The organism is Citrobacter sp. FP75 (genome assembly GCF_018342065.1).
Lineage (GTDB): Bacteria > Pseudomonadota > Gammaproteobacteria > Enterobacterales > Enterobacteriaceae > Citrobacter.
In genome coordinates this window covers 382,738-395,005 of the sequence record NZ_JAFDOE010000004.1, presented here as the reverse complement: position 1 = coordinate 395,005, position 12,268 = coordinate 382,738, and the positions used below count along the sequence as shown (strand labels likewise).

Here is a 12,268-nt window from a genome sequence, read left to right as displayed (position 1 = left end):
TTATGGATACTTTAGTCTTCGCAAGCCTGATGGGGTTGTATTACTGGTTTGCGCGTTTACGCCTTGGCTACACCTTCTCCGCCATGCTGCTGCAACCGGTTGTTATCGCTGTTTTTGTGGGCCTGCTGTTAGGCAACATGGAAACGGCGATGATTATCGGCGCAGGGATGCAGCTGGTTTACCTTGGCGTGACCTCCACGCCGGGCGGTAACGTCCCGTCGGATCCGGCGCTGGCCGCCTGTATTTCAATTCCTATTGCCGTGAAGGCCGGTATGGACCCGAACCTGGCTATCGCGCTGGCGATCCCATTTGGCGTCATCGGCGTGTTCCTCGACCAGCTGCGCCGCACCTTAAACGCCGCCTGGGTACATATGGCCGACAAGCATGCGGAAACGGCCAATATGGCGGGCATTATGCGCTGTGCGTTCCTTTACCCGGCATTACTCGGGCTGGTACTGCGTTTCCCGGTTGTCTTCGCCGCCAACTATTTTGGTCAGGACGTGGTGGAAAGCTTCCTTAAGCTGATGCCGCACTGGCTGACGCACTCCTTTGAAATTATGGGCGGTATTCTGCCAGCGCTGGGCTTCGCCATTACCATTATGGTGATCGGTAAAAAGAGCCTGCTGCCGTGGTTTATCGGCGGATTTTTTGCGGTGCTGTACCTGAAGGTGGACATCATGGCGATGGCAATCTTTGGTACCTGCGTAGCCTTCCTGATTAAAGGTCTGGCGAAAAATGAAGGAGCAGCATGATGAGCAGCGATGTAATGCAACATGAACTGGTTGAACGTGCGCGAGAAAGCGGCACGCTGACCAAAGCGGATATCACCAAGGCCTGGTTTATCTACTGGCTGGGCGCGGAAGTTTCCAGTTCCTATGAGCGTTTGCAAAGCCTGATTTTCTGCGCCTCGATGACGCCGATCATCAAAAAACTCTACCCGCAAAAAGAAGAGCAGGTGGAAGCGCTGAAACGCCATCTGAACTTCTTCAACTCAGAGCAGACGTTTGGGGCGGTGATTCAGGGGATCTCCATTGCGATGGAGGAGCAGAAAACGCGCGGCGAGCCGATCAGCGATGCCTCCATTACCGGGATCAAAACCGGCTTGATGGGACCGCTGGCCGGGATGGGAGACTCCATCATCTGGGCTGCCGTCATGCCGCTATTAATTGCTATTTTCATCCCGTTCGCCGCCAATGGCAGCGCGATGGGCGGCATTGTGCCGTTAATTCTCTATCCTGCCATTACGCTGGCGATAAGCTACGGGCTGGTTCACAAAGGTTATACGCTGGGGCGTGATTCGATTATCGGCCTGCTGCAAGGGGGGCGAATAAAAGAACTGATCTACGGCGCTAACGTATTGGGTCTTATCATGATGGGCGCGCTTTCTGCGAGCTATATCAAGATAGTCACACCGCTAAAAATTAGCGCTCTGAAAGGCTCTGAAGTGGTGGTCCAGCAGATCCTCGACTCTATTGCCCCCGGCCTGTTGCCGCTGGCGGCGGTGTTCGCCATCTACTTCTATCTGGTGAAAAAAGGGCCGCGTTACACCACTATTTTGCTGTCGATTGTCGCGCTCAGCGTGGTCTGTTCGTTGCTGGGGGTGTTGTAAGCCATGACACAGAATATCTATCAACAACTGGGGCTAAAACAGGTGATTAACGCCTGCGGCAAAATGACGATTCTGGGCGTTTCCAGCGTGGTGCCGCAAGTGATGCAAGCCACCGCGCGGGCAGCCTCGGCCTTTGTTGAAATTGACCGGCTGGTGGACCGTACAGGTGAGCTGGTTTCCCGTTACACCGGTGCTGAAGACAGCTATGTCACTTCATGTGCCTCCGCAGGGATTGCGATTGCCGTTGCCGCGGCCATTACCCGCGGTGACCAGGCGCGAGTCACGCTGATGCCGGACAGCACCGGCATGGCGAATGAAGTGGTGATGCTGCGCGGGCATAACGTTGACTATGGTGCACCGATCACCAGCGCTATCCGCTTAGGCGGCGGGCGAGTGGTGGAGGTTGGTTCAAGTAATCTCGCAGCCCGCTGGCAACTGGAAAGCGCGATTACCGACAATACCGCCGCGCTGCTGTATGTGAAATCGCACCACTGCGTGCAGAAAGGCATGTTGAGCATTGCGGATTTTGTGCAGGTCGCGCAGGTCCATAATCTGCCGCTGATTGTCGATGCCGCTGCCGAGGAGGATTTACGTGCCTGGGTGGCGAGCGGGGCGGACATGGTGGTCTACAGCGGGGCAAAAGCCTTTAACGCGCCGACCTCGGGGTTTATCACCGGGAAGAAACAGTGGATTGCGGCGTGTAAAGCGCAGCACCACGGGATTGCCAGGGCGATGAAAATCGGCAAAGAGAATATGGTCGGGCTGGTGTATGCCCTGGAAAACTATCATCAGGGGCAAACCGTGGTTACTGCCGAAGAGCTCCGGCCCGTGGCGGAGGCGATTTCAGAGATTCGCGGACTGGATGCGGATATCGAGCAGGATGAGGCCGGACGCGCCATCTGGCGGATCCGTATTCGGGTGAACGCGCAAGTGCTGGGGATAGATGCTTACGCCGTAGAAGCGCAGCTGCGCGGGGGCGATATCGCGATTTACGCGCGTCGTTATAACCTTCATCAGGGTGTCTTTAGTCTTGACCCGCGTACGGTCGCAGAAGGGGAAATGGCACTGATCGTGGCGCGACTAAAGGAGATTGCAGAGCATGCAGCGCATTAATTTTTATCGTAATAAAGTGGCCATTAACGTGCTGGCGAAGGATATCGCCAACGCCCGGGAAATCTATGATGCTGCCGAAGGTCATGCGGTGATCGGCATTCTTTCTGCGCAGTTTTCCTCGGTTGAGGAAGGGGTTCAGGAAGTAAAACGTTGGATGACCGACGTGCCGTCGATTTCCGTGGGGTTGGGGGCAGGCGATCCGGCGCAGTATTACAAAGCGGCGATGATTGCCTCACAGGTCCACCCGGCACACGTCAACCAGACCTTTACCGGCTGCGGTTTTGCGGCTGGTGCGCTGGCGGCAACGGGCGGTGAACAGACTCATATCAACGCTCTGGTTAGCCCGACCGGAACGCCCGGTGAGGTGCTGATCTCCACCGGCGTCAGCAGCAGTCAGGGCATACCAGCGCGCGTTTCCTGCGATGCGGCGGTACGCATGATGCAAGATATGGGGGCGCATGCGGCGAAGTTCTTCCCAATGGGCGGTGAGCAGTCGCTGCCTGAGCTGTATGCACTGGCGACGACCGCTGCGCGAAACGGCATGACGCTGGTTGAACCGACCGGCGGTATCGATCTCGATAACTTCGGCATTATCCTGAAAACCTGTCTGGAGGCGGGAGTACCGCGGGTGATGCCGCATGTGTATAGCTCGATTATCGATCCACAGACCGGTAATACCCGACCTGAAGATGTCGTCAGGTTGATGGAGATAGTCAAAGCGCTGGTGTGATGCCTCCATCGTCAGATAGCGAATAAAAAATGCCCGGTAAGCCCTAACGCCGCCGGGCATTTTTGCGAACGCCATTCCCTGAATATGAATGCATTACACCAGTATATATTTATCCCCGAAAGCGTCTCGCAGAGGGATAATTTCCCTGATGTCGTCTGTGCTAGTGGCGAGTAATGTCCCGTCATCTTGTTCTTCTGGTGACGGACCGCCATGCAAAAATCAACAACCTCTACGCCGCATGATGCGGTATTTAAAAAGTTCTTAAGCCATCCAGAAACGGCACGGGATTTTCTTGATTTTCATCTTCCGGCATCTCTGCGTGAACTTTGCGATATGAAAGCATTGAAGCTTGAATCTGGCAGCTTTATTGAAGAGGATTTGCGAGCCTGTTACTCCGACGTGCTGTGGTCACTGAAAACCAGTGAAGGGGATGGCTATATTTATGTGGTTATTGAACATCAAAGCACGCCGGATGCGCATATGGCTTTTAGGTTGATGCGCTATGCAATAGCGGTGATGCAAAGGCATCTGGATGCTGGAAATAAAAAACTACCATTGGTGGTACCAATGCTTTTCTATCATGGAGTTACCAGCCCCTATCCGTACTCGCTATGTTGGTTGGATGAATTTGACGATCCAGAAACCGCGCGGCAGCTTTATGCCTCTGCATTTCCACTTGTGGATATTACAGTCATACCTGATGAAGAAATTGTGCAACATCGACGAGTGGCAATGTTGGAGCTGATCCAAAAACATATTCGTCAGCGCGATCTGATTGGGCTGGTGGAGCAATTGGCCTCTCTTTTGGTTAATGGATATGCTAATGACAGGCAGCTAAAAGCGCTGTTAAATTACATCATGCGTTCCGGAGATGCCCCCCGTTTTAATGAGTTTATCCATGAAATTACTGAACGCCTACCCCAACAAAAGGAGAGACTGATGACTATTGCGGACAGATTACGTGAGGCGGGCAAACAGGACGAAGCGTGGCGTATTGCCCGTCTTATGTTAGAGAATGGAATTGATAGTGAGGTAGTAGAGAAAATCACAGAACTGACTCTTGAAGAAATTATGGATGTTAATCATCAGCCTGCATTTTGGGCGTGGTAAGCATTAGCGTCATGGCCCTTTGTGTACAAGTCTTTGTTATGCTTTTTTCTTCTTGTTGATGCTTTTTCGTTTTTTAAACCGCAGCGGCCTTCCCGCTATAGTCATTTCATTACTCATCAGGCGGTTATTGCAAAAGGAAAAAAAGTGAAACTGAAGAGACCTTATTTCGGGGCCGGGGCTGTGGTATTGCTGGCGGGATTATTGCTGGCAGGTTGTGACCAGCAAAGCAATGATGCAAAACACATTAAAGTCGGCGTGATTAACGGCGCAGAGCAGGATGTGGCAGAGGTTGCGAAGAAAGTGGCCAAAGAGAAGTACGGCCTCGATGTTGAGCTAGTGGGCTTTAGCGGTTCTCTGCTGCCTAACGATGCCACCAATCATGGTGAACTGGATGCTAACGTCTTCCAGCATCGTCCGTTCCTGGAGCAGGATAATAAAGCGCATGGCTATAAGCTGGTGGCGGTAGGCAATACCTTTGTCTTCCCGATGGCCGGTTATTCGAAGAAAATCAAAACGGTTGCCGAGCTAAAAGACGGTGCGACGATTGCGATACCTAACGATCCAACCAATCTCGGACGTGCGTTGTTGTTGCTGCAAAAAGAAAAGTTAATCACGCTGAAAGACGGCACCGGGCTGCTGCCGACGGCGCTGGATATCACCGATAACCCGCGTCATCTGAATATCATGGAACTGGAAGGTGCGCAGCTGCCGCGCGTGCTGGACGATCAGAAAGTGGACGTGGCGATCATCAGTACCACCTACATTCAGCAAACCGGGCTTTCTCCGGTACATGACAGCGTATTTATCGAAGATAAAAATTCACCGTACGTGAACATCCTGGTGGCACGAGAAGACAACAAAGATGCCGAGAACGTAAAAGTGTTCCTGCAATCTTATCAGTCACCGGAAGTGGCGAAAGCGGCTGAGAAAATCTTTAACGGCGGCGCGGTTCCGGGTTGGTAATATCCCCCGTTGTCGCGCCGCTCGGTGTTATACCGTTCTGGCGCGGCGGCGGGAGTCCATTGAAATCAACACCACTGAAGAGAGGATCAGCAGTGTGCCCAGCCAATCGGGAAGGGTAAATGTAATCCCTAGCAACAACAGCGACAGCAGGGCGCTGCTCAACGGTTCCGCACAGCTTAAAATGCTCGCTTTCGGCCCGCCAATCATCTGTGCGCCTTTCAGGTACAGGCTAAACGTGAGTGACGTGCCGATGACTACCAGATAGAAAAACGCCAGAATTAAACTGCCATTAACCACGAAGTTTGTTCCTTCTCCGGCATAGAACGGGAGCAGGATCAAGCCACCTATCAACATGCTCCAGCCGACAATCGGCAGCGTACCGTAGCGGGCGATAAGCGTAGAGGGATACGTGGTGTAGAACGCGGCGGCAAAGGCTGAGGCTATCCCCCAAAACAGCGCGGCAGGTGAAATGGACAGCGATGTCGGGTTGCCGTGAGTCACCAGCAGGAACGTGCCGATAAGCGAGGTCAAAATGGCCGTTAGCACTAAAATGCCCGGTCGCGCTTTACGCACTACAGAGAACCACGCCACGATAATAGTCGGTGACAAAAATTGCAGTACCGTTGCGGTAGCGGCGTTGGATTTTTCAATGGTCAGCAGAAAAGTCAATTGTACGGTGAGCGCGCCGACCACCGAAAAAATCAGCAGACTGATGGCGTCTTTGCGATTTTCGAAGATGGAAAACACTTTGTCGCCGTGCACAAAAGAGAGCATCAGCAGAATGAACCCGGCGAAAATCAGGCGCGTCATGGTCAGAAACTGCGATGACATCTGGCTTTGCTCCATGATGTACTGCGCGCAAACGCCTGAACTTCCCCATAATACGGCGGCAATCAGGACGTTTATCATCCCTCTTCTGGTGGAACTCATTATTCCCTCGGTATGGTTGTATTGTCTTATTTGTGTGCAGGCATCATAGCAGAGATGGCGGGGCGAGGGAGGTCATGACTGACTGAATATCCCCCGCAAAGCGGGGGATCGTGTAGAGAATTAAGGCGCAATCGGCGTCAAATAATCCAGTTGCAGCGGCTCAGCGAGCAGATCGTCCATCTGCAGAATGAACGCCTGAAAATGTGGCAGGGCGATATGGGCGTCCAGCCCAGTTTGACTGCGCCAGGATTCGCGCACGTAGAATACATCCGGCGTGTCGCGTAACTGGAACAGAGCATACTCAATATTGCCCGGCTCCCGGCGAGTGGGCTGTAGCAGAGCTTGCAGCGCTTGTTTCAGTGCGTTGATTTTCCCATGTTTGGCCTTCAGCACCGCAATAATTGAAATCACCTCAGCCTCAGACATGTTAAAACCCCTCCAGAACAATCTTGCCAACCGAACGTCCGGTTTCAATTTGCGCGTGAGCTTTTTGCAGATTCGCCGCCGTGATCGCGCCAAAATGTTCCCCCAGCGTGGTGCGGATGGTGTAGTTGTCGATCAACTGCGCCACGCGGGTTAATAGTTGGTGCTGCGCGATGATGTCGTGGGTTTCAAACATTGAGCGAGTGAACATAAATTCCCAATGCAGCGAAATGCTTTTTGCCTTCAGCGGACGGGCATCAAGGAATTCAGGGTCGTCAATCAGCGTCAGTTTGCCCTGCGGCGCGAGCGCATCAATAATCTGCTGGTAGTGCTGCTCTGTATTGTTCAGGCTGGCAACGTGTGTTACCTCTTTAATGCCTATCCGCGCCAGCTCTTCGGTCAGTGGTTTGCTGTGATCGATCACATGATGTGCACCTGCTTCACGTACCCATTTCTGGCTTTCCGGGCGCGACGCTGTACCGATAACGGTCATTTTGGTCAGTTTGCTTGCCAGTTGGGTCAGGATGGAACCAACGCCGCCCGCAGCACCGACAATCAATAATGCGTCGCCTTCGTTGCCATTTTCCTTAACGCCCAGGCGGTCGAACAGCATTTCCCAGGCGGTGATCGCGGTCAGCGGCAGCGCCGCCGCAGAGGCGTTATCCAGCGATTGTGGCTTCAGCGCGACAATGCGTTCGTCAACCAGCTGAAATTCACTGTTGCTGCCCGTCCGGCCCAGCGCGCCGGCGTACCAGACTTCATCGCCAGGTGCGAACAGGGTGACTGCTTCGCCGACGGATTTCACCACGCCGACCGCATCCCAGCCCAGCACACGTGGGGTGTCAGCGTTGAAACCTGCGCGTACTTTGGTATCGACAGGATTAACAGAAATGGCTTTCACCTCAACCAGCAGGTCATGCCCTTTGGCGACCGGCACGGGCAGGTCAATTTCTTGTAAAAATGCGATGTTACTGCCGTCGGTTGCGGCGTGGGTAATGGCGATGGCTTTCATAATCTCTCCGGTTCAGAAACCTTATATCTGTTGAATAATTCGATGGTAAACCGGCAGCAGAACGGGAAAAATAGCCTCACGGCGACAGGACTTATACTCGGGGAGTGAAAATGTTCCGGCTTGAAGACCTCACGTTGTTTGTCCGCGCTGCGGCGCTGAACAGTTTTAGCGATGCCGCGCGCGAAGCCGGCGTCCAGCCAGCTCAGGTCAGCTCTGCCATCAAGCGCCTGGAGTCCACGCTGACCATCCGCTTGTTTGCCCGCTCCACGCGCAGCCTGCGACTGACGCCGGAAGGTGAGGTCTGGCTACCCTATGCTCGCCAGATGCTGGACGTGATGCACGCCGGACTGCAAAAAATTCAGACCCCGGAGGATGAAATTTGCGGCACGCTGCAAATTGCGGTGCCGTCCGATCTCGGGCGTAACCTGCTGCTGCCGGTTTTTCAGTCGTTTCGTCGTCGCTATCCCGCGCTGCGCCTGCGGGTCTTTTTCTCCGATCAGGTGACCGATGTCTTCAAAGATCCTGTCGATGTAGCGTTTCGTTACGGCAACACCGAGGATGCGTCTTACATCGCGCTGCCCGTGGCACCGGGTAACCGACGCGTGCTGGTGGCCTCTCCCGAATGGGTTGCGCAAAATGGTACGCCGCAAAAACCGGATGATTTAGCGCAGTTGAATGCGATGACCTTCGTATTACGCGGGCGTCTGCACGATCGCTGGACGTTTACGCGTAATGGTGAGGTCAGCAGCGTGCAGGTTAATGGCACCATTATGAGCGATGATGCCGAAGTGATCCGGCGACTGGCGATTGCCGGAGAAGGGGTTGCATACAAGTCGTGGCTGGACGTGAGTGAGGATGTGCGTGACGGTCGATTGCAGCTGCTGATGCCTGATTATCAGGGAGAAAAAGTTCCGCTGAATATGATTTGCCCACATCGCAAGCAGCTTTCAACGGCGGTACGTCTGCTGCACGACGCCGTAAAGGCGCGGTGTGAAATGCTGGCGCAGAGCTAATTTACGCTTTGCGCCAGATGATTATCGTACGGTGACTCAGTCTTTTTTCGCAGCGTTTGCAAAGAAGATATCAGTCTGAATATCTTTAGTGCGGATGGTAAACAGCTGATTAGTCAGATCTTCCGTCAGCTTCTCGGCGTCGGCCATGATGCGCAGGTTGAAGTCATTCAGCATCTTATCGGCGGCAGGTTTATCAGTTTTCGCCATCTTCAGATACTCGGCTTCGACCTCTTTTTGCTCCTTCGCCACTTTGTCTTCCCACGCTTTGTAGGCTTTTTTGACAATTGGCGCGAGCTTCGGATAGTCGGTCATGGTCAGCGTCTGTAATTTACGATACTTCCAGTAAATGGATTGATCGTCTGCTTTATCGGTACCCATCGTGTAGTTAGCCGGATACGCTTTCAGGCCGCTGTAGTAAGGAACAAAGGCGGTGAGATCGGCCATGCCCAGGCCAATGTAGGTCGTTTCGCCAATCTCTTTTGGCAGCCACGGGCGGACCTGCATGACGTGTGCTTCGTAGGTGCGGAAGACGCTCACAGGGCGCCACGGCTCTTTGCCGTTTAGACCGTTGGTGTACGGGTCATGGCTGGTACCTTCATAGTGACTACGCAGCACTGCCTTCACATCATCCAGCGTCATTTTCTTCTCAGGCTTCAGGAATACCGGGAACTCACGGCCTGCGGCCATATCCTGTTTGGCTGAAGGATTAAACGTTTTCTGGATGGTCCATACGCGGGGATCGTTATACGTACGGTCACGTTCGTCATCACGGGTATAGGCTTTGGAGAAGTTGAATTTTCCGTCTTTCGCCGGATTGTACAGACCTTTTTCGGTAGCGAATTCAACCAGGTTTTTGGACGCCATCATGTCCGGGTTCTTAGGATCGTAATCCTGTAAGCGCCCCTGATTACCGGTGGCAAAATACTGGTTGTTGGGCAAGCGTTGCGCCATCCACTGGTGACCGCTTCCGGTCTCCAGATACCAGATTTCTTTGTCATCGACGACGGCAACGCCAAAGCCTTCACCGGCTCCGGCGGTCTCGACGATATGCCCCAGCAGCGCTACTGCTTCACGTGCAGTTTTGCTCTGTGACAGCAGAATATCCGGGATATCATCTTCGGTGATCCCTTTATCCTCAACGTATGGGTCGGCGACCAGCGCTTCTGGCGAGGCAAAAATAGATTCCGTACCGCTGACGCCGACGCCCAGTTCGTTAAATCCGGTGGCACCGTGCAGCTGAGTTTTCCAGTTCGGAACGGTGGTATAACGCAGAGAATTTTTCGGCAGCGGCCAGGTGAAATCATTCGCGCCATTGTGCGCTTTGGTGCTGTATACCCCAGTCTGGTTCTGTTTTGCCGGATGAATCAAAAAATGTTGCGCTTTCAGAGCATCGCTGTCCGCGCTACGGGCGACTAGCATGGAACCATCTGCCGACGCTTCATTGCCGACCAGCAGGGTCGTACATGCAAAACCAGATGAAACAACCGCTAAGTTAACTGCAAGTGCAAGCAGGCACTTTTTAAAAGCAAACATTACGTATCCCTCATAAGTACGCCATAAATACACCGGAAACATACCGTTTCCTGAAAATGCGATAACGCCTGAATGCTCAGACATTGCTCGCCAGAGAGATAAACGCCCCTGCCCACGTTTTCTCCAAATATCCATGCGTATGTTGAAGTCTTCTGGACAAAATATAACGCCCATTTCGCTTAATTATTACGCAACGGATATCAAGGTATTCAGGATGTTTCCTGATTCGGGGAGAAGAATAGCAATGGCTTATTAGTGGATTCAGTGACCCACGTCGCGTAAGTTGATGAGAGCAAATATGAATCTCATCGAGAAAGGCGTGCTTTTTGTATCCGGATATTAAGTTACCTTTTACGACAGTAAAGCGAGGGAACATTTGAGCTTGCCACAATCCACGCTCCCTTATACTCCTCCATGATCAGGCTCAGGCGCTGTCCGGTTTGGCGATAAAAACTGGGCAACGTCTGGTTGATGTCATCTTCATTTGCCGAATCAGAAAAAGTTTTTACCAGTTGCGTTGACTGTAGCACGCGCGCATCGTGGTGTTGGGTATAGGCAAAATAGATATTTCTGCTAATCCCCGTGGTATCACGTCCGTAAAGTTTTCCGGTTAAGGTGGCCAACCCCTGATGATTATACAGTCGATACGACACCGTGCCGGTAAAGCGGTTGCTACCAATATTCCACTCAACGTTTCCGACGCAATTCAGAGGCTTGTCGGCATAGCGTGAATGCCATAACCAGGCGCCTGAACCCAGCATCGTTATCACTCCGATAGCAAGCAGGATAAAATTGCTTTTTTTGTTCATTTCCCGCGCATCCAGTAATAATGAGTGGAACAAAACGCGTTTACATCTATTCGCGCATCCTTATCGCATACAAAGGCCACCACTCTCTCCGCCTTACGGTACCCGGAAAGAAATACATGCTTATTATCTACACAGAGATCGGGGTGCGTTTGCATCAGGCTGAAATAGCTTTCCAGGTTGTGTTCATTCGGTGAGTAATAAATTTTACAGTTTTCTCGTGAGGGGATTTGCATAGATACCGACACGAATTTACTAAACGGCAGGGTAGGGCGTGTCTGATACCACACCAGCCAGATAACCAGAGTAGTAATAATCACTCCGGCGGTTAAGAAAATGTTCCAGCCGGGGATTGATGAAACCTGTGGTGGTGGCGGGGGTATTATCTCCGGGGCTTTGTTTTCCTCAATGAGTGGTGGTAAATCAACCTCAATTTGGGAATGTGTGATCGTCTCCACTTGCGTATTCTCATTCAATGTGAGTCCACGCCGGGAAATAGTTTTTACTGTATCACGCGGTAACCCTACATCTCCCAATGCATTGCGCAACGTCAAAATAGCCTGGTAAAAAGTATTAGTGGTAGTCACATTATTTCTGTCTCCCCAACCCACTTTCAGCAGCGTGTTCTGGGAAACAATGTCACTTGCGTGAGTAATTAAATAGAGAAAACAGAGCGAGGCTGGAAGCTGCAGTTGAATTGCTCGTCCTGTCTGCCGATTGACCAGGCTTTTGTTATCAGGATTAAATTCGACCAACTGGTTGATAAGGTACAATTGCCCGGCCCTCAGTAACGAAAACGTATCACGGGTGCTGTCGCACACCCATTTAATATTACATATAAATCGATAAGACGCCTCTACCTTTGTACATGATCAAAGATAAGAATTTTGTGTGTGTTATGAAAATCCTTTTCAAACAATGGCTTGTGTTGTTTATATCTTAGGTTGTAATTAACTAAGGTTAAATGATGAGAATTCATTACAGGTTTATCTGAATAGCCATTATATTTATCCACATCATCACAAA

13 protein-coding genes are annotated in these 12,268 nt (G+C 52.1%); 7 read left to right on the top strand and 6 right to left on the bottom strand.

Annotation, left to right across the window (positions count from 1 at the left end; translation table 11 throughout):
* The first annotated feature begins 2 nt into the window (after positions 1–2).
* The 6 genes from JQ822_RS16440 (at position 3) to nlpA (ending at position 5,525) form a co-directional block, all read left to right on the top strand.
* A complete protein-coding gene (locus JQ822_RS16440) occupies positions 3–752 on the top strand; it encodes a PTS mannose/fructose/sorbose/N-acetylgalactosamine transporter subunit IIC (RefSeq protein WP_003023960.1) in 750 nt (249 codons plus the stop codon).
* A complete protein-coding gene (locus JQ822_RS16435; RefSeq protein ID WP_213134362.1) occupies positions 749–1,609 on the top strand; it encodes a PTS system mannose/fructose/sorbose family transporter subunit IID in 861 nt (286 codons plus the stop codon). Before JQ822_RS16440 ends, JQ822_RS16435 begins: the two co-directional genes overlap by 4 nt.
* Positions 1,610–1,612: 3 nt before the next feature.
* Positions 1,613–2,722 (top strand): D-glucosaminate-6-phosphate ammonia lyase, encoded by a 1,110-nt coding sequence (dgaE, locus tag JQ822_RS16430; protein ID WP_213134361.1) that lies wholly within the window; start codon positions 1,613–1,615, stop codon positions 2,720–2,722.
* On the top strand, positions 2,709–3,452 hold the full coding sequence (gene dagF / locus JQ822_RS16425) for a 2-dehydro-3-deoxy-phosphogluconate aldolase (protein WP_213134360.1): 744 nt from the start codon (positions 2,709–2,711) through the stop codon (positions 3,450–3,452). Before dgaE ends, dagF begins: the two co-directional genes overlap by 14 nt.
* Positions 3,453–3,662: 210 nt before the next feature.
* Entirely contained in the window at positions 3,663–4,562 is a 900-nt protein-coding gene (locus JQ822_RS16420; RefSeq protein WP_213134359.1) for an Rpn family recombination-promoting nuclease/putative transposase, read from the top strand.
* A 144-nt stretch (positions 4,563–4,706) separates the two neighbouring features.
* Entirely contained in the window at positions 4,707–5,525 is an 819-nt protein-coding gene (gene nlpA / locus JQ822_RS16415) for a lipoprotein NlpA (protein WP_213134358.1), read from the top strand.
* 27 nt (positions 5,526–5,552) lie between these two features.
* Here the strand turns inward: nlpA and JQ822_RS16410 are convergent, their stop codons facing one another.
* The 3 genes from JQ822_RS16410 to JQ822_RS16400 form a co-directional block, all read right to left on the bottom strand.
* Positions 5,553–6,455: a carboxylate/amino acid/amine transporter gene (locus JQ822_RS16410; RefSeq protein WP_213134357.1), complete on the bottom strand. Its 903-nt coding sequence runs from the start codon at positions 6,453–6,455 to the stop codon at positions 5,553–5,555.
* Between the two features lie 120 nt (positions 6,456–6,575).
* Complete coding sequence (locus tag JQ822_RS16405) at positions 6,576–6,881, bottom strand: putative quinol monooxygenase (RefSeq protein WP_213134356.1); 306 nt, start codon at positions 6,879–6,881, stop codon at positions 6,576–6,578.
* Between the two features lies 1 nt (position 6,882).
* Positions 6,883–7,890 carry a zinc-binding alcohol dehydrogenase family protein gene (locus JQ822_RS16400; protein WP_213134355.1) on the bottom strand — a complete coding sequence of 336 codons (1,008 nt, stop codon included), beginning with the start codon at positions 7,888–7,890 and terminating at the stop codon, positions 6,883–6,885.
* Between the two features lie 110 nt (positions 7,891–8,000).
* On the opposite strand from JQ822_RS16400, the gene JQ822_RS16395 reads away from it, so the two are divergent.
* Positions 8,001–8,903, top strand: coding sequence for a LysR family transcriptional regulator (locus tag JQ822_RS16395; protein ID WP_213134354.1), 903 nt, complete (start codon positions 8,001–8,003; stop codon positions 8,901–8,903).
* 36 nt (positions 8,904–8,939) lie between these two features.
* On the opposite strand, the gene JQ822_RS16390 is transcribed toward JQ822_RS16395, so the two are convergent.
* The 3 genes from JQ822_RS16390 to JQ822_RS16380 form a co-directional block, all read right to left on the bottom strand.
* On the bottom strand, positions 8,940–10,436 hold the full coding sequence (locus tag JQ822_RS16390; protein WP_213134353.1) for a C69 family dipeptidase: 1,497 nt from the start codon (positions 10,434–10,436) through the stop codon (positions 8,940–8,942).
* 344 nt (positions 10,437–10,780) lie between these two features.
* Complete coding sequence (locus tag JQ822_RS16385; RefSeq protein WP_213134352.1) at positions 10,781–11,245, bottom strand: hypothetical protein; 465 nt, start codon at positions 11,243–11,245, stop codon at positions 10,781–10,783.
* Positions 11,242–12,015, bottom strand: a complete 774-nt coding sequence (locus JQ822_RS16380; RefSeq protein ID WP_213134351.1) for a winged helix-turn-helix domain-containing protein — start codon at positions 12,013–12,015, stop codon at positions 11,242–11,244. Before JQ822_RS16380 ends, JQ822_RS16385 begins: the two co-directional genes overlap by 4 nt.
* Positions 12,016–12,268 lie beyond the last annotated feature (253 nt).

What these genes read in the sequence shown, in the direction of transcription:
- JQ822_RS16440 (WP_003023960.1), top strand. Translation starts at nt 3, where the DNA reads ATGGATACTTTAGTCTTCGCAAGCCTGATGGGGTTGTATTACTGGTTT.
- JQ822_RS16435 (WP_213134362.1), top strand. Translation starts at nt 749, where the DNA reads ATGATGAGCAGCGATGTAATGCAACATGAACTGGTTGAACGTGCGCGA.
- dgaE (WP_213134361.1), top strand. Translation starts at nt 1,613, where the DNA reads ATGACACAGAATATCTATCAACAACTGGGGCTAAAACAGGTGATTAAC.
- dagF (WP_213134360.1), top strand. Translation starts at nt 2,709, where the DNA reads ATGCAGCGCATTAATTTTTATCGTAATAAAGTGGCCATTAACGTGCTG.
- JQ822_RS16420 (WP_213134359.1), top strand. Translation starts at nt 3,663, where the DNA reads ATGCAAAAATCAACAACCTCTACGCCGCATGATGCGGTATTTAAAAAG.
- JQ822_RS16410 (WP_213134357.1), bottom strand. Translation starts at nt 6,455, where the DNA reads ATGAGTTCCACCAGAAGAGGGATGATAAACGTCCTGATTGCCGCCGTA.
- JQ822_RS16405 (WP_213134356.1), bottom strand. Translation starts at nt 6,881, where the DNA reads ATGTCTGAGGCTGAGGTGATTTCAATTATTGCGGTGCTGAAGGCCAAA.
- JQ822_RS16400 (WP_213134355.1), bottom strand. Translation starts at nt 7,890, where the DNA reads ATGAAAGCCATCGCCATTACCCACGCCGCAACCGACGGCAGTAACATC.
- JQ822_RS16395 (WP_213134354.1), top strand. Translation starts at nt 8,001, where the DNA reads ATGTTCCGGCTTGAAGACCTCACGTTGTTTGTCCGCGCTGCGGCGCTG.
- JQ822_RS16390 (WP_213134353.1), bottom strand. Translation starts at nt 10,436, where the DNA reads ATGTTTGCTTTTAAAAAGTGCCTGCTTGCACTTGCAGTTAACTTAGCG.
- JQ822_RS16385 (WP_213134352.1), bottom strand. Translation starts at nt 11,245, where the DNA reads ATGAACAAAAAAAGCAATTTTATCCTGCTTGCTATCGGAGTGATAACG.